General features: G+C 47.0%; 22 protein-coding genes and 1 pseudogene. 9 read left to right on the plus strand and 14 right to left on the minus strand.

Going from position 1 to position 20,374, the window contains the following annotated elements; genetic code table 11:
* Window positions 1-2: 2 nt before the first annotated feature.
* Entirely contained in the window at window positions 3-2,018 is a 2,016-nt protein-coding gene (locus HP398_RS21645) for a DNA gyrase/topoisomerase IV subunit B (RefSeq protein WP_371736772.1), read from the minus strand.
* Window positions 2,019-2,472: 454 nt separating this feature from the next.
* On the opposite strand from HP398_RS21645, the gene HP398_RS21650 reads away from it, so the two are divergent.
* Window positions 2,473-2,850: a YflT domain-containing protein gene (locus tag HP398_RS21650; RefSeq protein ID WP_016743484.1), complete on the plus strand. Its 378-nt coding sequence runs from the start codon at window positions 2,473-2,475 to the stop codon at window positions 2,848-2,850.
* A gap of 68 nt (window positions 2,851-2,918) precedes the next feature.
* Here HP398_RS21650 and HP398_RS21655 read toward each other — a convergent pair whose 3' ends face one another.
* From HP398_RS21655 to HP398_RS21690, 8 genes are all read right to left on the minus strand, one after another.
* On the minus strand, window positions 2,919-3,218 hold the full coding sequence (locus HP398_RS21655) for a DUF1292 domain-containing protein (protein WP_007718819.1): 300 nt from the start codon (window positions 3,216-3,218) through the stop codon (window positions 2,919-2,921).
* Between the two features lie 139 nt (window positions 3,219-3,357).
* Entirely contained in the window at window positions 3,358-3,570 is a 213-nt protein-coding gene (locus tag HP398_RS21660) for a hypothetical protein (RefSeq protein ID WP_017249136.1), read from the minus strand.
* Window positions 3,560-4,426: an ABC transporter permease gene (locus tag HP398_RS21665; protein WP_017249137.1), complete on the minus strand. Its 867-nt coding sequence runs from the start codon at window positions 4,424-4,426 to the stop codon at window positions 3,560-3,562. The genes HP398_RS21660 and HP398_RS21665 overlap by 11 nt, the downstream gene beginning before the upstream one ends.
* Complete coding sequence (locus HP398_RS21670; RefSeq protein WP_017249138.1) at window positions 4,423-5,355, minus strand: ABC transporter ATP-binding protein; 933 nt, start codon at window positions 5,353-5,355, stop codon at window positions 4,423-4,425. Before HP398_RS21670 ends, HP398_RS21665 begins: the two co-directional genes overlap by 4 nt.
* Window positions 5,349-7,577, minus strand: a complete 2,229-nt coding sequence (locus HP398_RS21675; RefSeq protein ID WP_173623605.1) for a hypothetical protein — start codon at window positions 7,575-7,577, stop codon at window positions 5,349-5,351. The genes HP398_RS21670 and HP398_RS21675 overlap by 7 nt, the downstream gene beginning before the upstream one ends.
* A gap of 14 nt (window positions 7,578-7,591) precedes the next feature.
* Window positions 7,592-8,668, minus strand: a complete 1,077-nt coding sequence (locus HP398_RS21680; RefSeq protein ID WP_017249139.1) for a TolB family protein — start codon at window positions 8,666-8,668, stop codon at window positions 7,592-7,594.
* Window positions 8,665-9,219, minus strand: a complete 555-nt coding sequence (locus HP398_RS21685; protein ID WP_017249140.1) for an RNA polymerase sigma factor — start codon at window positions 9,217-9,219, stop codon at window positions 8,665-8,667. The genes HP398_RS21680 and HP398_RS21685 overlap by 4 nt, the downstream gene beginning before the upstream one ends.
* Before the next feature lie 137 nt (window positions 9,220-9,356).
* The gene (locus tag HP398_RS21690; protein ID WP_173623606.1) at window positions 9,357-10,505 is read right to left on the minus strand and encodes a trans-sulfuration enzyme family protein; all 1,149 of its coding nucleotides are present in this window, start codon (window positions 10,503-10,505) and stop codon (window positions 9,357-9,359) included.
* A 136-nt stretch (window positions 10,506-10,641) separates the two neighbouring features.
* On the opposite strand from HP398_RS21690, the gene HP398_RS21695 reads away from it, so the two are divergent.
* Both HP398_RS21695 and HP398_RS21700 read left to right on the plus strand, forming a co-directional pair.
* Window positions 10,642-11,337, plus strand: a complete 696-nt coding sequence (locus tag HP398_RS21695; RefSeq protein WP_173623607.1) for a peptidylprolyl isomerase — start codon at window positions 10,642-10,644, stop codon at window positions 11,335-11,337.
* A gap of 227 nt (window positions 11,338-11,564) precedes the next feature.
* A complete protein-coding gene (locus tag HP398_RS21700; protein WP_173623608.1) occupies window positions 11,565-12,188 on the plus strand; it encodes a cell wall hydrolase in 624 nt (207 codons plus the stop codon).
* Window positions 12,189-12,497: 309 nt separating this feature from the next.
* Here HP398_RS21700 and HP398_RS21705 read toward each other — a convergent pair whose 3' ends face one another.
* Window positions 12,498-13,262 (minus strand): SDR family NAD(P)-dependent oxidoreductase, encoded by a 765-nt coding sequence (locus HP398_RS21705; RefSeq protein WP_017249144.1) that lies wholly within the window; start codon window positions 13,260-13,262, stop codon window positions 12,498-12,500.
* 102 nt (window positions 13,263-13,364) lie between these two features.
* Here HP398_RS21705 and HP398_RS21710 point away from each other — a divergent pair, with 102 nt between their 5' ends.
* Entirely contained in the window at window positions 13,365-13,676 is a 312-nt protein-coding gene (locus tag HP398_RS21710) for a YfhH family protein (protein WP_017249145.1), read from the plus strand.
* Window positions 13,677-13,790: 114 nt separating this feature from the next.
* Entirely contained in the window at window positions 13,791-14,240 is a 450-nt protein-coding gene (locus HP398_RS21715; protein WP_017249146.1) for a DUF441 domain-containing protein, read from the plus strand.
* On the opposite strand, the gene HP398_RS21720 is transcribed toward HP398_RS21715, so the two are convergent.
* A complete protein-coding gene (locus HP398_RS21720) occupies window positions 14,241-14,549 on the minus strand; it encodes an iron-sulfur cluster biosynthesis family protein (RefSeq protein WP_026043130.1) in 309 nt (102 codons plus the stop codon).
* A 103-nt stretch (window positions 14,550-14,652) separates the two neighbouring features.
* On the opposite strand from HP398_RS21720, the gene HP398_RS21725 reads away from it, so the two are divergent.
* The 3 genes from HP398_RS21725 to HP398_RS21735 all read left to right on the plus strand — a co-directional run bounded on the left by HP398_RS21725 (window position 14,653) and on the right by HP398_RS21735 (window position 16,875).
* Window positions 14,653-14,793 (plus strand): hypothetical protein, encoded by a 141-nt coding sequence (locus HP398_RS21725; protein WP_007718846.1) that lies wholly within the window; start codon window positions 14,653-14,655, stop codon window positions 14,791-14,793.
* A 62-nt stretch (window positions 14,794-14,855) separates the two neighbouring features.
* Window positions 14,856-15,911: a DUF2515 family protein gene (locus tag HP398_RS21730; RefSeq protein ID WP_017249147.1), complete on the plus strand. Its 1,056-nt coding sequence runs from the start codon at window positions 14,856-14,858 to the stop codon at window positions 15,909-15,911.
* Between the two features lie 19 nt (window positions 15,912-15,930).
* Window positions 15,931-16,875 (plus strand): prenyltransferase/squalene oxidase repeat-containing protein, encoded by a 945-nt coding sequence (locus HP398_RS21735; protein WP_173623609.1) that lies wholly within the window; start codon window positions 15,931-15,933, stop codon window positions 16,873-16,875.
* Here the strand turns inward: HP398_RS21735 and HP398_RS21740 are convergent.
* The 3 genes and pseudogenes from HP398_RS21740 to HP398_RS21750 all read right to left on the minus strand — a co-directional run bounded on the left by HP398_RS21740 (window position 16,842) and on the right by HP398_RS21750 (window position 19,395).
* Window positions 16,842-17,601 (minus strand): annotated as a pseudogene (locus tag HP398_RS21740) (sugar phosphate isomerase/epimerase). The gene HP398_RS21735 and the pseudogene HP398_RS21740 sit on opposite strands and share 34 nt — an antisense overlap.
* Before the next feature lie 64 nt (window positions 17,602-17,665).
* Complete coding sequence (locus HP398_RS21745; RefSeq protein WP_254476268.1) at window positions 17,666-18,280, minus strand: DUF1444 family protein; 615 nt, start codon at window positions 18,278-18,280, stop codon at window positions 17,666-17,668.
* Window positions 18,280-19,395, minus strand: a complete 1,116-nt coding sequence (locus HP398_RS21750) for a DUF3900 domain-containing protein (protein WP_173623610.1) — start codon at window positions 19,393-19,395, stop codon at window positions 18,280-18,282. The genes HP398_RS21745 and HP398_RS21750 overlap by 1 nt, the downstream gene beginning before the upstream one ends.
* Before the next feature lie 122 nt (window positions 19,396-19,517).
* Between HP398_RS21750 and HP398_RS21755 the strand changes: the two genes are divergently transcribed.
* Complete coding sequence (locus HP398_RS21755; protein WP_254476270.1) at window positions 19,518-20,348, plus strand: serine/threonine protein kinase; 831 nt, start codon at window positions 19,518-19,520, stop codon at window positions 20,346-20,348.
* Window positions 20,349-20,374 lie beyond the last annotated feature (26 nt).

Here is a 20,374-nt window from a genome sequence, read left to right on the forward strand (position 1 = left end):
GCTTATTCATCCTCCCCCACTTCAAAGGTGACGTGGTTCTCGATCCACTCACGCCGTGGTGGGACTTTGTCACCCATCAAAACGGTTACCAGCTTCTCACAGTGAGCGAGGTCTTCCAGTTCAACCTTGATAAGCTTGCGCGTCTCAGGGTCCATAGTTGTTTCCCAGAGCTGATCGGCGTTCATCTCACCCAAACCTTTGTAGCGCTGCACTTCAGCACCGCGTCCAGCCTTTTTCAATGCCTGTTCCAGCTCGTAATCGTTCCAACAGTAGATCCCCTCTGTCTGCTTACCCTTGCTCTGCTTTTTCACCTGATACAAAGGCGGTTGGGCAATATACAAGTGACCAGCTGCAATCATCGGGCGCATGTAGCGGAAGAAGAAGGTCAGCAGCAGCGTTTGAATGTGCGAGCCATCCACGTCCGCGTCAGACATGATAATGACTTTGTCAAATGCACAGTTTTCGATGGAAAACTCTTCGCCAATATCCGTTTCAAGCACCTCTAGAATCGTGCGGAACTCTTCATTCGCCAATACCTCGGAAAGCTTTGCTTTTTCCGTGTTCAACGGCTTCCCGCGCAGGCTGAACAAGGCTTGGAACTCTGAATTACGCGCCTGTTTTGCAGAGCCACCCGCAGAATCCCCCTCGACGAGGAAGAGCTCATTACGCTTGGAGTCTCTGTATTGTGGTGGAGTAAACTTTTCTGAAATCGATTTGCGCTTTTTCGCGGTTTTGCCTTTCTTGTCGCCGCGCAGTGCTTCACGTTGTTTGCGCAGCTCTTCGCGAATCTCAGCAGAACGCAATGCCTTGTCAATCAGCAGCTTGCCTATTTCCGGATTTTCCTCGAGGAAGAAGCCTAGCTTTTCGGAAACAATCTGTTCTACGATTGCCCGTGCTTCTTCGTTCCCCAGCTTGTCTTTTGTTTGGGACTCAAACTGGACGTCAGCCATTTGCAATGACAATACACCGAGGAAACCTTCCCGCAAATCGTTTCCAGTCAAGTTCGGGTCTTTATCTTTCAAGTACCCTTTTTTCCGGGCAAATTCGTTAAAGATCCGGGTCGTACCGTTGCGGAAGCCCGTGACATGAGTTCCGCCGTCCGTTGTTACAATCGAGTTGACATAGGACACCAGTGTCTCTGCATAGCCGTCATTGTACTGAAAAGCCAGCTCGACGTAGATATTGTCCTTTTCCCCTTCGAAGTAAACGATCGGATGGAGCGTATTTTTCCCCTCGTTCAAGTAAGAAACATATGATTTCAAGCCATCTTCGAAGTAAAACTCTTCCCGTTTCTTTTCAGGCCCACGCTCGTCAATCAAAACCATGCGCAGCTTTTTCAGAAGGAATGCTGTTTCACGAAAACGATCACGAATCGTCTCATAATCAAAGCGAGCATTCCCAAACACCGCGTCATCCGGCAGAAAACGTACGGTTGTTCCTGTACGTTTGGTGTTCCCTGTGATATCAAGACCGGTAACCGGTTTACCGACATGCTCAATTCCGTTTGCATCCAGCACATATTCAAAGCGTTGCTTATGAATTTTGCCTTCCCGGTGGATTTCGACCTCAAGCCATTTGGACAAGGCGACAACGACACTGGAGCCTACCCCGTGCAAGCCACCACTTTTTTTATATCCGCCGCCGCCGAATTTACCACCGGCGTGGAGCGTCGTAAAAATAACTTCTGGTACAGGTCGGCCAGTCTTGTGCATACCCGTTGGAATTCCGCGTCCATGGTCTTCCACACTGACACTGCCATCCTTGTACAAAGTGACGATGATGCTATCGTTAACGCCAGCAAGCGCCTCGTCTTTGGCGTTATCTACAATTTCCCACAGCAGATGATGCAGGCCACGTGAGCCCGTGGAGCCTATGTACATCCCAGGCCGCTTTCGAACGGCAATCAAGCCTTCTAAGACCTGAATATCTTCTTCCGTATACGTTAATGTTTGCTGTGTTTCTGTTTCCTTCAATCGCGCTCTCCCCTCTACTCTTCGGACACGTAGAAAAACGATCATGCCTTTTTTACTGATGGCTAGCGTCGTATTCACCTTTTTTGAAAAACGCCGAGATGATTCAATCCCCATGAGAGGAACGTTTTCCTAATAAAAGCGAACACTTAATCGCTATTGTACCGTATGGTTCCCATAGTATTCAACGCCAGTAGCAAAATGGGGCAAAAAAGCCACCTCGCCCCTAGCGAGATGGCCGATTCTTCTCAGTATTCCTCGTTTCTCATTTCGAACTGTACTTGATATGCATATTCCATTAATTAGTGTAGCACTAATGGTGAAGATTGGTCAAAACGAAAAACCAAAACATCTGTTTCCCTTTCTCTATTTCTTCCCACACAAGCGTAAATCCTGCTACTAACAAGGAAAATATGCCTCAGGTATTTCCATTCATCCGCGCTTTGGCTTTGGGCATCCTAGTAAGGCATCGATTCCTGAGGCCAAAAAGGGGGGAATACTTTTGATCAGTGCTACCAAGCCGTTTGTCAAATTCCATAAGTATGATGCTGAGCTAGCTTCTGACGTTCATGCGTTAAATTCTGCTGGATACAATAGTGATGACATCTGGGTTTTGAAATGGAATCCTGATAAAAATCACTCAAATCAACGAAACAATTTTTATAAATACAGTACCCACTTTGAAAGTGCCGTCGGTCACATTGACAGCATGGCGCATTTCTTTGACAATGGCGGTAAAGAACTCCGAACTCGTCTTGAAAAGCTAGGTCTTACCAAAGATGAGTGCTCGGCATTGGTTCGGGAACTGCAAGATACGGACTATACATGCCTTCTCGTTGTACGAGACCTTAAGGATAACATTATTAAAATGAATGACTGATCGACCGCAAGAAAAAGCCACTGCTTGGGTTCTAACGCCAGCAGTGGCTTGTTTCATTCATCCGGAGATTACTTGTCTTCTTTAATGAGTTCGATGCCTTCCAGCACTTCGTTCAGCTTCGCGTAAACAGTGCTCTCCTCGTCCTCTTCCAATGGTACCATTTCGCCGCCGTCTACTTGGAATACGAAGATATCCACTTCTTCATCTTCTTCGCTTTCTTCATCTTCCACAGCTTCAGCCAAGGCAATATATTCTTTACCGTTCAGGTCGAACATAGCCAATACTTCGAAATCCCCCAACGGTTCACCATTTTCATCGTCCAATGTAATGATATCGCCCAATTCTAGGTCTTTGTTCTCTTCTGTCAATGTGTTCACGTCCTTATGCTGATATTCGTACTCTGTTCCATCATACCGTTTTTTTCCGGGAGAAGCAAACAGGCGAATGACTTTATGCCTTCCCTGTCCATAAAAAACAACCTACCACTTTAGGCAGGTTGTTAGCTGATTACTCACTATACTCTTGAAGAACACCTTTTTCAAGCAAAAATGCTTCTTCTGCCTGAAGAATAGTCACGATCGCTTCGCGTTTGACATACATCCCCGCAGATGCCAGACGGCTCTCAATCGCACGAAGCAGTTCTTCAAAATCAATGATCTGTACATCTTGATCGCTCACAAAAAAACCTCCCTTTTCCCATGCACCTTTTTCATTGTACACGAACAGGTCGTTTCTTCCAACTCCACCATTTTCGGCGGATTGGTTTTAACAAATAAGCGCTCCAGATGACGAGCACAAAGGAAAGAACCACGTACACACATGAGAAAAACAACCACGGTGCAAAAGTGATGTCATCCGATTGATCGAATGACTCGCCTAAAATATCGGACAAAACGATAATAGGGTTCGTCCCTGCAAGCATCTGTAGCTCATACATGCTCCAAACATTTGAATTGACGTATTGCTCTGGATACGTCTGTTGTAAAGACTCACCGATGAAAAAGAACAGCAATCCAGTACCTACCACAAAAAAGAAGGCAATGCCGTATGTGGTGACCGTCGAGATCGACGTTCGTTTAATCCATGTGGAGCAAAACAACCCCAACGACCCAAGAAAAAACATATTCACCGCGAGAAAAAGGACGAGCTGGGCCATTTGTTCCGGGGAGACGCTTCCGTACAGCATTACGATACTGTACAAAGGCATCGAGGCCACCAAGAGCAGTGTGGAGAACGCCAAAGACGTAATGAGCTTGCTCAAAATAATCGTGCGCGTCGACAACTGGGTCGTCAACAAAATATGCAAGGTCTGGCGTTCTCTCTCTCCACTAATCGCTCCAGCAGTCAGAGCAGGTGCCACAAAACAAACCATCGCATAGTGTATCCCCGCGGATATCAGAAACAGATCCCGGTTATCCCCTAACGATTCGGCCTTTAAGGGGTCCATGAGCAAAAAGCCCATCGGTATTCCCCCCATGACAAACAAGTAAACCGCTAAAATGAGCATGGTCTTTCTCGAGCGGAATCTGTCCCGCATTTCTTTTACCAAAAGAGGATTGAACAGGAAGTCGCTCACTCCATACCGACTCCTTCCGTAATCGCTAAGAAGACGTCTTCTAAATCTTTCTTGGAATCGCCATAGTAGACGACTGCAACCTGCTCATCCAGCAGTTCTTGAAGCAATTCAGCTTTTTGTTGCTCCGTCCCTTGAAAGTAGAAGCGATAGCCTCCCATATACTCTGTCAATTGATGTACATACGGAGAGCTCGCTAACAGAAGTCCCGCTTTGTCCAAGTTCCGAAGGGCTCTTAGTTGCATCCGGCTCTGTCCTGTGTCCCGATTGCTGACCTCATGCACAGAACCATACGCAATTAATCTACCTTTTTCGATGACACCAATATCATCACACAGCTCGGCTAGCTCCGGCAAAACATGGGAGCTGATAATAATCGTCTTGCCCATTTCGCGTAGTTGCTTCATAATCTCGCGCAATTCGATACGGGCTCGCGGGTCCAGTCCTGACGCAGGTTCATCCAAAATCAGCACGGCCGGATCATGTACGAGACAACGTGCTAGCCCCAGGCGCTGTTGCATGCCTCGAGACAAAGAATCGACGAAAGCGTCTGCTTTGTGAGACAAATTCACCAGTTCTAAAAGATCACCGACGAGTGCCCGTCTTTTGGAGGCTGGAATTTTGTACGCTCCGGCATAAAACTCCAAATACTCCACGGCTGTCAAATTGTCATATACGCCAAAAAAATCGGGCATGTAGCCAACAGACTGGCGTACACTCGCAGGATCTTTTCGAACATTGTAGCCACATACAAATGCTTCCCCTTCACTCTGTTCCAGAAGGGTAGACAAGATAAGCATCGTGGTAGATTTTCCGGCACCATTTGGACCAATGAAACCGAACACCTTACCTGGCTCGATGGAAAGGTTCAAATCCGCCAAAGCTTGTAGATTGCCGTATCTTTTTCCTAAATGAACGGTTTCGATTACCATTTCTGCACCCCCTCTACCTGGAAAATTGGCTCTGGTAGAGCTAATCGCGACGTTCCATTGTGGGAAAAGCGAAGCAATAATGTTTGATTTGGCGTCAATATTTGCTGGAGTTCCTTATCGAGGACAAGTCTCGTCCCGCGCTCAACAGGTATCCACCTACCGCTCTTTTGGTGGAAGTATTCGATCCGGAAAGGTTTGAATGAGCTATGATTCAGCGGTACCGTTAATCGCTTCATATTGATCGCCGCTTTATCCGTGCGCAATTCAAACGTAATGCTGCCCTTTCCAAGCTGCCAAATGTACCCGGTACTGTCGAAGTCTCCTGTCATTTCATACATCTCGGCATCAAGCAGACCATACGGAAAAGTCACCAGCCCTTGTTCATTCGGCTGGAATTGAATAGGCTGCTGGATGACATTCCAGTACTGCGCTTGGTGAGGCACCTGCATCGTCATCAGAGGAAGAGGCTCTGTCGTTGTACCGATGATACTTACTTGATTCCCCTCTTCATATTTAACGACTCTTTCCTGCATTTCTTTGATTCGTTCTTCCACCGTTTGCAATTCGTTTGTTGTTTGTGGTTTTCTTGGCATAAACAAGGGCTCAAGCACACTGTCAATCTGCTTTTCTTCTCCCTTTTTCAATGGCCCAAGCGGAATTCGCTGAAAACCAATTTCAATATAGGTCTGATCGTAGGCAAACTCCGTATTGTTTTTCACGTGCCCTTGCAGACGATTCTCATTAATTCGTAAGGAAGCATCAAAAGCCCCCATGTCGTGTTTTACCCCGATACCGATTGCCTGTTTTGGTGTCAAATAAGGGAGATTACGGAAAGACAGAACCTCATCGCCCTCCATGAGTCCCTCTGGTCGATAATCATTTCGCCCGACTGTCAAAGGCAAAGCAACGATCGAAGGTTCAAGTTGAACATCGTATTCGCTTTGATCCACCCCCAAAAACGTTGCGGCTGAGCGAACATGAGCCAGAGACTCATCTAATATGTCGATCTTGGTTACGGAGTAGCTGGTACTCGTTTTCACAACAGCAGGCTTTCCAACCGCGAAAATAGCGACGGTCAAGAAAATCCCTCCAACTGGGATGACCCCCCACGCCCATTCAGGTTTTCTCAATCTTTTCAGAACGAAGTAAGTCAATGGTGCGAGTACAATTACATATCCGCCCCACAACGCCACCATCCAGATCGGTGGAGGAGTCTGTACTTCAGGAATCTTCTTGCTCAAGTCAAGAAAAGGCCGTGTCATTTGATCCATATAAAGCTTCTCTTCAAAAATCTTCTTGGCACCATGCTGGATCATTGCATTCTGCCACAGTTGTGCATTAAACTGCCACGATGCCAACGGCTCTGCTGTCACATCATAGTTGACAAATAGAAGTAGCCCTCTACCGTACGATTTTGACACAAACAAGGGCAAATCTCGGTTGTATACACCGATACTGCCATTCGGTGCGACTTTCGCAATGTCATACTCACTTAATGCTTGCTGTAGCTCTCTATTACCAGCTTTTCCTGCTTCTACAGGGAGTATATCAGCGAACCGCTGGATCATCCCATCTTGATTGGGACCTGCGGAAACAACCACGATCCCCCCTAGCTGGATCCACTCCTTGATCGCTGCCATCTGTTGATCATTAATCGTGGAACCACTATTGCCTGCCAGTGCTAACATGTCTATGTTTTCGTAAATCCACGATTGGTCAGGCAGCATTTGTTCCGTGAGATTTTGAACGGACAAGGGTCGATTCATTTTGGATTGTGATTGATTGATGGCAAGGAAATGAAACGCATTGCCCTCTTCGCTGATCACCCCAATGGTGCGCCCGTCTGTTGGATAAGGGATACGCAGCTTTTCGCTTTTGATAACTTGACCGTTTTGCGTCACCTGGACGTACCAATCATCGAGCAATATTTGGGAAGGCATATCAAAGTACACGGTTGTACTCTTTCCTTGCTCGAGCTTTATAGGACGCCGAAGCTTAAATTCATTATTTTTTTTGACTTGTCGCTGCGACAACTCTACAGCCCCTGTGAAATCCTGTTCTTGGCTGGTTACCTTTACGTTTAGTCTCATCCATGATTCATATTTGACGATACCACTTAAAGGTATCTCGAATTGTATGTCGACGTTGCTCTCTGCCATAGCTGGGCGTATCGAAAAGCTAAGCCATGTGATGACAAAGATTAACACCCATTTCCATCTCATGCTTGTTCCTCCGCTCATTTTCGTGACGCCAAAGAGATAACCAGTTGTTGCAACTGATCATGGCGGGAGATAAGCAGTAAGTGCTTACCTTTGTTTGCCCAGGTGCCTTTGATCAACTCTTCAGATGACTGGTTTCGCAATGGTAGCTCGCGTGTCACAAAAGGCTCTTCACTCACGTTTACTTCCATCAGCATTCCATTTGGGTGTGTATAGGTTAATCTCGTATCGGAGCTCCACGATGCCCACTGTCCCACTGCAAGCGAGGTGACTTTCCCCGTCCGCATTTCCATCAGCTGTACTTCACCGGCTTTATTGAAAGCAAGCAAGCTACCATCTGGTGACCATTCAGGCTGAGAGCCTTCTACAAGCTTCCATTCTTGAAACGATACTGTGCTGCTCACCCAAATTTCTTCGACGCCATTTTTAGAGCGGGTAAAGGCAAGCGAATCATCATGTTCAGACCAGCTCGGTGAAGAGTATAATACCCCTTCTTCTTCCTTCAGCAATCGGCTGCTTCCCATGCTGTAAGCCGTTGGCATCTCCACAATCCATATCCGTGATAATTTTTCACCTTGCTCGACGACTGCAATTTGCTTCCCAGAATTAGACCACGCTACCCCGGTGTATTTTCCTTCGGTTTGTGGCAGCTTGATCGTGACTGGCTTTAATTCCTCATCAATGGGAACGGTTTTCAGCTCTGCATTGTTATTGATGTATGCTAGCTGAGCGGCTTTCCGATCAATATCAACAAGCTCCACAGTTGCTTGTGCTGGCAACTTAAATATTTCATTCTCTCGAACGGCAAGAGAGGAATTGTTCCACCACACAAATCCGCCTATGGCAAGGGTGAGAGCAGCAGCAGCGATTCCACTCCAAACCAACCTCCCCCATTTTTTGGGTGCGGCACTTGGAACTTTTGCCTGTTTGGCTTCGTGTTCTCTCATTTTCTGGAGCAATTGTTTTTTGAGGTCTGTTTTTAACTGATAGTTGACAGGAACCGATCCGCGCATCTGCTTCAAATGGGCTAGGAGTTGGGTTACGGTCTGATCATCCGATTGATGATCCTGGGGGTGCTTCTCCTCTTCTCTCATTCGGAGTCCCCCCTCTCATACATCTTCTGAAGTTTTTGTAATCCGCGATAAGAAATCATTTTGATACTCGATTCTGTTTTGCCGAGCACCTCAGCTACTTGACTAATTTTGAGGTCAGCAAAGTACCGGAGCATCAACACGTCTCTTTGATCCTGCGACAACAAGTCCAGACGATCACGAAGCAGACGAACCTCTTCATTCGTCAGTGCCTGCCGTTCCGGCTGCCATGTGTCGTCCGGTTCTGCTCCTAAAAAATCTTCCTGGTCAACCGGTAACTCCCTGTTTTTCCGCATAAAATCCACATATGTATTGTGAGCAATACGAAAAATCCATGATGCGAAAGGACTTGTTCTGCTATATTGCTCGAATTTTTCTAGCGCTTTTAAAAAGACCACGGTGGTCAAATCATCGGCATCCCACGTACTTTGAACCCGGCATCGTAAATACCGGTTGACGCGATCAAAATATTCGTCATACAGTTCCGTAAATGGACGAGATTCATAATAATCTCCGGATGATGGCCCCGACGGTTGCTTCATAGCCATTCCCATTTGCGTTTTCCTCGGTTTCTTCCAGACTGAAGCATGCTCTCAGAATGGACTTTCTCCACTGCATCCTGAGACTACTCTAACTAAGTATTACGTATTTCTTAGGTAAAAAGTTTCATAATGTGGCAAAGTTTTTTGAATTATTTCCCTAATGCGGCATCTAATGCTGACTGAATGTCTTGAACAGCCTCGATTCCTACCGATAAACGTACCAATCCCATCGTGATTCCCGTTTCCTTGCGCTGCTCTTCAGAAAAAGCACGGTGAGACGTCGTAACAGGATGAGATACACTCGTCTCCACACCTGCAAGGGACGGAGCTAACTTGATCCAGTCAAGTGCCCGGTAAAAGTCGTAGATCTTCGTCTCGTCTGCCAGAACAAAGGATACCATTGCCCCCTGTTTTTGCCGTGAAAAAAAGAAGGTATCCGTAGGACTTGGGTAATACACTTGTCCAACTGCGGTATGCTCACGAAGAAACGCAGCGATCTGGCTGGCATTATCGCATTGACGCTCCATTCTCACTGCCAACGTTTTCAAACCACGTGATGTCAACCAGGCCTCAAAAGGACTGAGCGATGCACCATAGTTGGCTACGACCTCTGTGGCACGCTTGATTGTCGCCTGTGATCCAACCAGAACACCTGACGTCACATCACTATGTCCACCTATGTATTTGGTTCCACTATGTACCACGAGATCTGCTCCGAATGAAATGGGTTGTACCAAATACGGGGTCGCAAACGTATTATCCACCATGACGGTTAAGCCAAGACTTTTTGCTTCCTTGATCCAGTAAGGCAAATCCACAACTGTCAATAACGGATTTGTGATGGTCTCCAAGAAAAACAGCCGCGTAGTTGGGCGAACATGATCAGCAAGCTTTGTCATTTGACCAAGCTGGATGCACTCGAGCTCGATCCCAAATCGCGACAGCTCCTTGTGCAGTAGCGCGTACGTACCACCATAAATTTCATGGGAAGCCAGCACGTGATCCCCAGGAGAAAGAACGGCAAGTAAACCCGCCATGATCGCTCCCATACCGGAGGCAGCACTAACCCCTGCTTCTGCGCCTTCTAAAACAGCGATTGCACGAGCCAGCTCCGCTTGGTTGGGATTGCCATTTCGGGTGTACAAGTATTCTCCCTCGCCGACATAGTACTGTTCTACTTCTTCCAAACCATCGAAGGCAAAAACGGAGGTTTGATAAATCGGTGTAGATTTGCTCTTTACTCCCCGCAAAGGGTCATGTCCAATATGTACCGTTTTGGTCTCAAATCGCTCTGCCATATTGATCCACCCTTTTCTCCCAATCATACCACGCGAGATTGGAAAGGAAACTAGCGGATTGGCAAAAGCTCGACGATTTGTGTTATAATTCGAAACCGAACCACCCAACAGTATGAAACAAAGGAAGGTGCATAAGATGAGAAAGTTGATCACTACTCTGTTTACATGTCTGACGGCAATCGCCTTGGTTACGGGTTGTTCTACAGGAAGCAATGAAGCTGCTCCTAATCAGCCGACTACGCCAGCAGAGAAACCAGCATCCAAAGAGCCAGCTAACCCACCGGGTCCAACGGGAGAGAAGAAATACGAGAAGGCTCCGGCTATGCAGCTTGACAAAGCAAAGGATTATCAAGCAAAAATCTCTACTTCTATGGGAGACATTACGATCGATCTGTTTGAAAAAGATGCCCCAATTGCTGTCAATAACTTTGTTTTCCTCGCAAAGGACAAGTTCTATGACGGCATCACGTTCCACCGCATCATCAAAGACTTCATGATTCAAACAGGCGATCCATTGGGATCTGGCATGGGTGGCCCTGGTTACACGTTTGAAGACGAATTGAAAAATGGTCATAAATATGAAGCAGGTGTAGTTGCCATGGCGAATTCCGGTAAAAACACGAATGGTAGCCAATTCTTCATTGGTTCTGGCCCTGACGTGACAGGATTGGACAACTCTCCGAATTACACGATTTTCGGAAAAGTTACGGGTGGCATGGATGTCGTTCAAAAAATTGCAGGAACGAAAGTAAAGAAAAACCCACAAACGGGTGAACCAAGTGTTCCTGAGCAAACGATTACCATTAAATCCATTACGATTACGGAAAAATAAGAGCAGCCTCAAACTGCACACGAAAGCCACTTTCTCAACGGGAAAGTGGCTTTTTTTATTTAGAAATAACCGTTCATGAAAACACTTTCATAATTTGTGCGATATTGTAAATAGTTCTATGGAACCAATTACCTCTTGAACCATTCCGATAAGACCGATAGACTTGCAAAAGACCTGATTCGCTTCCGCAATCAAAACGCAAAAAGCGAAAAGGAGTGGTTCACACCATGTTGACACGAGAAGCGCCAACGCGCTTTTTCTTCTTTTTGAACAGTTTTGGCTTGATGTTGTTATGCTTATTTGTCACACCGACAAGTGCAATGGCGCCACAACCAGTACAAATCCTCCCTGTTCTCGGTAGTGCACAGGCGCCATCGGAACAAGTTTCAAAGAAGGAAAAGAAATCAACCCTATCTGCTACAGCAGTAAAACGCGAGTCTGTGCAGGTTAGTCGTGATAGTCGCCCAAAAGTGGTTCACAATGGAAAAGTGAAGGTTTCACAGAGGGATATGGAACTGCTCGCCCGGTTAGTGTATGCGGAAGGCCGGGGAGAACCGTATGAAGGACAGGTAGCGATTGCTGCCGTTGTATTGAATCGGGTTGCTTCAGATGAATTTCCAAATACGGTACGGGAGGTTATTTATGCTCCCAATGCGTTTTCGCCTGTCCATGACGGCAATTTGACACATAAATCAAATGAAAGTACGAGAAAAGCGGTCCAGGACGCGGTGAATGGAAAGGACCCGAGCAATGGTTCCCTGTACTTCTTCAATCCGGATACGGCTACATCCAAGTGGATTTGGTCACGTCCTGTAACGGTTGAGATCGGTAACCATCGTTTTGCTCGTTAACGCGATACTTACAGAAAAAGATTTAATAATACTTTATTTTTATTTTATTGATGTTTTACTTTTGCTTGCTATGTTGTAGGTGTAAGCACTTTTTCAACGCATTGAGAAAAAGTTCGATTATCTTCTTTGGATGACTTTTTAACGTAAGCATGTTTAGATCGATCATTCAATCTGAGTATGCCTACGCTAATAGCTTTGATTGATTGACTGTTTTGGGTGAGAGCAAACCAGTCATAGAACAATCAGTCGTTCTTTTTCTCAATCGCCCCCAATAATTAGGCATTCCCAACTGGGAATGCCCCTTTTTTATTAGAACCCGTATATAGACATACCGCCATCAACCGAAATCGTTTGCCCCGATATGTATGAAGCTGCATCAGAGGACAAGAAAATCGCTGGTCCTACCAAGTCCTCCACATCCCCGATTCGTCCACTCGGCGTTCGCTGCAAAACCTCTTGGACGAACGCTTCGTCGCTAAGCAAGCTCTCCGTTAGTGGTGTACGGAAATACCACGGCGCGATCGCATTTACGTTGACGCCAAACTTGCTCCATTCTAATGCCAGCACCCGCGTCATCTGGATGAGCCCTGCTTTGCTGGCACCATACGCGACACCCGTGCGAAGTGCTACTACACCTGCGACCGAAGCAATATTGACGATTCTGCCATAGCGCTGCTCGCACATGATTTTACCAGCAGCTTGACTCATGAAAAAGGCTGCTTTCAAATTCAAATCCACTACTCTGTCCCACTCTTCTTCCGTTATTTCATGTGCTTTTTTGCGGATATTCATTCCTGCATTGTTGATCAGGATATGAACACCCCCTAGCTCTTCGACTGCTTGCTTCACAACACGGTCCGCAGCATCAGACACAGTCAGGTCAGCCTCGACTGGAAAAGCCACTCCGCCTTTTGCTTCAATCTCCGATACCACTTCTTGCAAATCGGAAGCTGTTCGCGAAACTACCGCAACTTCCGCACCCGCTTCTGCGATTCCCAATGCTAGTGCCTTCCCAATTCCTCTTCCAGCACCTGTTATGATTGCTTTCTTTCCATGCAAATCAAAACGTGTCATTTTCGAACCGACTCCCCTTTCGTTTCTTTAGAGGATTCTGCATCCATCGCCTTTTCCCTTGTCTTTTGCTACAATATACCTGTATGGAAAGGGGGCAGTCCGTTGCGTTTGTACAGTCAAATGACACTCGCCGAGCTGCAGGAGGAAATGGAGCGCCTGCACGTCGAAGCGAAAGAGAAAAAGAAGCTTGGTGATCACTCACAGCTTGCGATCATTACACAAAAGTACTTTATGGCGAAATCGTACTATTTAGGAACGGATGAGTTCCGAATCGGCAGCAAATACAGCGTGCCTGATTACGATCAGCCGTTTACAATTGATTATTTCAACGGCGTATTTGCTTGGGGACGTTTCCCTGATTCGGACGAGCAGACAGGTTTTCCAGTCGGAATGCTGGAACTGTGGTTCGACTAGAAAAGAGAGATCGGCACTCGCACTCTTGTGCATGCCGATCTCTTTTTTCTTGCCCGTACACATGCCGCAGCAGCATGGATATACTAAGAAAAACGAAAGTGAGCCACCCCGCATATGGACTGGATTTCTATCATCCTTTTGGTACTATTGGCGCTCGGTGTCATTGGCAACAACGCCACCGTCTCCATTGCAGTTGCGATCCTTCTGTTAATGAGACTCCTGTCGTTGGACCGATATTTCCCGTTGCTCGAGCAGCATGGCCTACATCTTGGGATCATTATACTAACAATTGGAATCATGACTCCGCTTGCTAGCGGCAAAATCGAGCCGTCCTCTATCCTTGAAATTTTTACGAATTGGCGTTCGATACTCGCGGTTGCTGTCGGTATGTTTGTCGCTTATCTGGCTGGAAAAGGAACGGTTTTGATGTCGCAAAGCCCTTTGATCGTTACAGGCTTGCTGCTAGGTACGATCGCTGGTGTCACTTTTTTCCGCGGTGTTGCAGTCGGTCCATTAATTGCAGCAGGAATTCTCGCCTTTATTTTGCAATTTCTCCCGAAGTGATTAGCTCCAGCGCTCTTTCAACTGAAGGCCATAAGCCAAAATTTGCTGTGGCGTAACCATACGAAAGCCTTGCTGCGCACGATAATCAATCGTAAGCAGTTCAGACCCGATATAGGCAATGGTTTCGCGATCAATCACAAATGTCAAAGAATCGACCTGGTAGACTTCATCTTCTGGACCTTGGGTATCCCACCACAACGCATACTCTACATTCATCCCGCAGCCACCGACTAGCTCACCGTTGATCCGAATGGGCTTGTCTGTACTGGCCATGCGTTCTGCTGCCTCTTTTGTTACTTTCACGATCATGTTCTTGGTGCCACCTTTCTCATGATTTTCCAATATGCTGAATGCATCATCTCTTCCATGATAGCATACAATGCTTGAAAGGCAGCAGAAAGGACGATCTTCTATGAACATCTACGAACAAGATGGGATTTTTGTCGCTGAAACGGAGTTCCAATCGGAGCACGTTGTCATTTTTGCGAATACATGGGAGGAAGCCAAAGAAAAACTACTCGTTCGGCTTCTGGTACTAGAAATGATTGGTTGAATGAAAAGCGGGTCGCCAACTGGACCTGCTTTTTTCAATCCCGAAACCACAAGGAGCTATCCATGACATACAACACAGAAACGACAATCGACGAGCAGCACCTGGTTGCTCAAATCAGACAAGCAACAACCAAAGCCAATCGCAACAATGTCACCCGCACACAAGCATACCTCGCCTTTTATCGCGAACACCAAGAGGTTCACTGGGCGTTATTGGCCCATCTGGTCTCACGAAATGGCGGGTGGAACATGACGGATTTAAAAGGAGAGTGGCTACCGCTTATCATGGATGCACAAGCAATCGAGCCCTTTTTTTGGTTTTTGGAAAGATGTAACTGGCTGATTTTTCACGATGCCTATCCGCAATTACTACTGTATGCGGAGATGAAACGAACGGGGACAGATTTAACAAAGCTTTTGGCGCCACTTGGTGTTTCAGTCTTTATGCAAACGTATTGGCAAGAGTTCCTCGCATCTAAAGACAGTGCGCGCATTACACATGCACTCATCGTCAATGAACAGCAGTATATCGAACAACGCGTCGTACAGAAGCCATTTACACTGAATCGTATATTCGCTTCGTTTGCCTTCGTCGCCCAATCAGCTCTCTCGATGAATCAAGTGCTCATTCCTTATAAAGCGCATCTTACTGACCGTCGACTTAGCTTGATCGGATTGAATGTCCATCATTTTCCCGATGTCCTGTACCGCATTCAAGTCGGAAAGACGTTGTATCAGCTATTGTTTGGGGATCGCTTTCGTTTTGAGAAAATGCTCTCCTATTGTTCTCGTATCCCTCATACAGGTTCACGAGCGGATTATTGGCCGCATTTGTTCACACCTCATCATACTCCGCTCACCGCAGAAGTTGAGTATCAGCTGCGATTGAATGGACATGAGTTGCTAGAAGGAAGTCCGAAAATATATAGCCCACGTCTTCAAGATGCATGGGCTGATTATGGACACGATCCGGCAGATGGGGTAGATTGGTTTCGAGACGAAAAATGGCACAAGGTCGTGAAAGAACCAGCTTCACTGCCTTCCATCGATAGTGATTCTTATGTGCGTTCCTTGCAATGGATCGAATACGGTGTCAAACTCGTTTCAGCAATTACGTAGCTTGGAAGGAGGCAGCCTCATGGAAAAATGGATGCAAGAAATGGCGTTGAATCAAACAAGTTTTTTGCTTTCCTGCCAATTGCCGAGCGGTACCTTTCGCCTTAGTCCCAAACGTGATCAAATCAATCCGTACTTCACCAACCTCGGAATTATTTCCCTCATCCGCATGAAGGAGCTAGAGGCTGTTCGCGGTCATCTCGATTGGTATTTGCGGAACCTGAATGCGGACGGCTATATCAATGATTTTCGACTTGAACAAGGCAGAGAAATCGATACCGGCACAAATGATAGCGAAGATAGCTACCACACCACCTATTTCAGCCTGCTAGCGGAATGGATACGAGCAACGGGGTGTATGGACTGGTTACATGCCAACCACGCGAAGCTCTTATCCCTTCTCCAAGCAGTTGCCCGCCTTCAACAAAAGGACGGCCTGACCTGGGCGAAGCATTCGTATCGAGTCAAATATTTGATGGACAATTGCGAGGTGGCCAAGGGGCTGGCAGATGCTTCGTATTTATTTTCGTTGATCGGAAATGTGGAGGCTGCCGAGGAAGCAGCTGCACGCGCCAAATCCTGCGAGCTCGGCATCAATGGCATGTACAGTCGGATTCGCAAGTCGTATGCCATGTATGATCGTACGTACCCCGGCTGGCGAAAATGGTACCCGGACGTCACCTCGCAGGCTTTTCCCATTGTCTACAGCTTGACAGATGCCAACACCGCCTCACTGCTCTACCAAAGGATCACAGCCGCTTTCCCGCAATTTGATACGTTTCAGACTGGTGATTTATATCCATGGATGACGATGGGGGTATGCGCGCAGTTGATGGGTGATAAGACACGAGTGAAGACAATGCTCGTGACCGCAACAGACTTGTACATACACGGTCCCAGGTACCCGTACTGGCTGATTCAAGATGCCGGGCGCTATATTGAGTTATTATTGGAAAGGCAATCGTGAGGTTTTTCTAGGAGTTGCTTTACCCAACGATAGCAACTCTCCAGTTGTTCGTCCGTTACTTGTTCGGAGCGATGCTCGAACATGATCTTAACATGAGGGTTTTCCTGGCGGATAATCGTCAGGTAGTCCTCGATCGGAGCCCAGCCTTCATCCGGTTTGCATTCGGGAAGAACCGGATAGTGAACGAATTCGTAAAAATTCTGTCCCATACACATATCGGTTGAGTGCATCGGATTCAAGGACAGGTGTGAAACGCAACTCCTTGCCTTTCTCAGCCAACCACGCAAACAGCTGCTCACTACGATATTGAAACTCTGCTTCCGTGTAGGCATGCTCCCATACATAGTCTCGCGAATCATGAAAGCGCCATACACTCCAGTCGATGCGATCGTCCAAGATGACTGGCTTCGGATAATGGAATAAGACATAGGTTGGCTGTAATGACGCCATATACGCCAATTCCCTGTCAATCCATTCAAAAGCCTCTGCTCTCGTCTGATCATTCGCATCCATAAAAAGGGCATCCCGCAGTTCAGATTGACCTACACGTAGCGAAAAATGAACTCCAATCGCAAATCCTTTTGCTTGAGATTCACGCTGTAGGAATTGGATATCCTCCTCCGATTCAAACAAACATGCCTCTATGCCGTAAAAGCCCTCTTTAAAATCTCGTGCGTATTTTGCCTGATCAAAACCTCCATATTGACCAATCATGAAATTTTTCATTCGAGGGTTTCCTCCTCTTTTCCGGCGGTATAGAAAACGCGGGGAGACTATCCCCGCGCTTGCTCTACTTTCTTTCAATTTTCGTACCCGAGTCGTGCGTCACCACGAGAAATGGGGTCAATTCCCCTTCCTCCCAATAAAAAGGCAAGACAGAAATCGGCACTTGCCCTTTCGATGCAAAATCATAGGTGAGCCGCGCTAACAGGTGTGCCCCGGCTTCTCCTGTCATATCCGCCACGATCAGCACATCCTGATGCGGAATCGCGACACCGAGCGAGTCTCCTTGCTTCTTCTGATCCATCTCCGCCAGAAATGAATCAAGCAAAATTCGGCTGGCCGCGTATCCATCTGTCGGACTGATAAAATGGATGCGCTGACCCCCTACCTCTTGTGACTTCACTGAAAAGGGGAGCTTTCGCAAGTTTTCCATCGCGTATGAATGAAGCTGCTCGCTCGTCCAGCCTGCTTCCTGCAGCATCCGCTTCTCAATCAATGCGTAGCCTTCTCCTTGATCTAGGGCGTACAGTACGTACGTATCAGCTGTATGCTCCTTCACCACCCACCGCTCCGGGTACTTGTTGATCATAGAGGCATGACGCAAAACCGGATAGATGTTATGCTCTTGGCCGCTTACTCTTAGTTGTCGATCCAACTCCATCACTCCCTTCCCTTTGTTCATTACCAAGGTGGATTATCATCGTCCTCTGTAGGCGTGCGCACCGGGGTATAGGCAACGTTCTGGCGTCTCTCTTCAATTTCTTTCACGATGTCCGTCAATGCCTTTGGCTTTAAAAACTCAACAGGGGACATGCCACGCTCGAACTGTAGCTGCTCGCCTTCTAATAGCACCAAATAACGCCCATTCACTTTGGCAATATGCAGGCTGGTGCCGTAATCGGCCAATAACGTGCGGACCTGCATATGATCCAGCTTGAACTTCAGCTCGACCTCTGGTTGGCGATCTGTAATGATTTGCATCGCTTCCATCACGGTCTCATGCTCCCATTTTTCTGCGAGCTCCCGCTTCGGACTTGCGGCAATGAGTTCGATTGCTTCCTCTTCCCGTATACGCTCTTCGGACGCTTCGGGATACGTATATTCGATGTGCTGTCTCGCCAATGAAATGACTTCTTCAGAGACGATCTGTGTCATCGTCTGTGGATACTCGATAAAGCGCAGAAACTCCTCGAAATACCTCGCGTGGGAGAACTGATGAATTTTCACGTGATACGGGTCATTCATCCCAGATTCGATCATGTACGGATACATGAGCGATTTCATGTTTTTGGCATTAATCGCCATGCGTACATTCGATATGAGGCTCTTCTCATCTGTGATAACCGCTGTTTTTTGTTCGAAATCGCATTTTAAAATAAAGACGTAGCGCTCGTCAATCAGCTCTAACCTCGTCCGGACCACAATCATGACCCCGCCTCTCACCTGAGAGGTTCGCAAATACGACTGAATCAGCTCCTGACAGGGCTCTTTGCTCTCCCCTGACGTTTCCGCTGCCAACAATCGATTCAAGAGGGCATAGTTGGGGTTCGAGTCCAATGGATGTCCAGGCTCCAACACAAATTGACCCAGTTTTGTCGGTGTGCCTTCTGTCTTCGGATTCATCTCGACTTTTCTTTTCGCAATCCGGGCGAATTCCCCATCGAGAAAATCTTTCAGCTCGCTTCTCTGATATTCATCATGGCTCAAATAGCGCGTCATCCGCACTTGTTTAATGCCATCCTCTTCTTCAGGCTGTTCCATTAGATAAAAGGATAACCAGTCAATTGTAAAATTCATACCCTTCGCTCCTGTCTGCATGTAACGAACTGATTATAGCAAACCTATTGAAAAAAAGGTCAGCTTTTTCAAATCATGATAAGATGAAGGGAGGAGGGGAAAATCACACAATGTGGATTCGTATGAAGTCATGGTGGAACGAAACGATACGCGATAAACCGTATCAGCCCGGCCACCTAGCAGGTCAGTATGAAATAACAAAAGTGTTAGGGATGGGAAGCTACGGGATCGCTTATCTCGCCACGCACACCCCTACAGGTAATCAGGTTGTGCTGAAACAAGTGAAACCAAGCCTGCGGCACACTCCCAAAGGAGAAGCCTTGCAAGAATATGAAAAAAAGGTGCTGATGTCCCTCTCGCATCCGCAAATCCCTCGCTGTCTAGATTCCTTCACGTATCGGCAAGACTCGTTTATGGTTATGACTTATATTGCGGGCCCGACACTCGAAGACATGTTGTTTGATCAAAATATCGTGGCTGATGAGCAAAAATGCGCCGAATGGATCCGCCAAATCGGGGAACTCGTGGCTTACCTCCATGAGCAAAATGTGATTCACCGCGACGTACGCATCCCCAACGTCATCTGGAAAGAGGACAAGCCGTACCTGATTGATTTTGGCCTCGCACGGTTTGTTGGTGATCGCCCGACTTACACAGCTGATACCCTTTCCGCCTATCCGTCTGAAAAACAATTGAAGCGAGAAGTTGCTCCTTCCAGTGATTTGTATGCATTAGGGCATTTCTTTTTATTCTTGCTCTATTCCGGGTATGAATCGGAACCGGACGCACCTGAAAAAAGCTGGGAAGAGGAGCTCTCGCTATCCCCTTCCATTCGCATGATGATACGGCGTTTGTTACAAATGGACGCCCCTTATGAAAGCGTACATGATTGGCTAACAGACCTGGACCGCTATTTGATCCACTACCAAGAAAAAAGAGCAGGGCATCCGTAGACTTCACGGATTCTCCCTGCTCTTCT

The organism is Brevibacillus sp. HB1.4B, assembly GCF_013284285.1.
Lineage (GTDB): Bacteria > Bacillota > Bacilli > Brevibacillales > Brevibacillaceae > Brevibacillus > Brevibacillus porteri.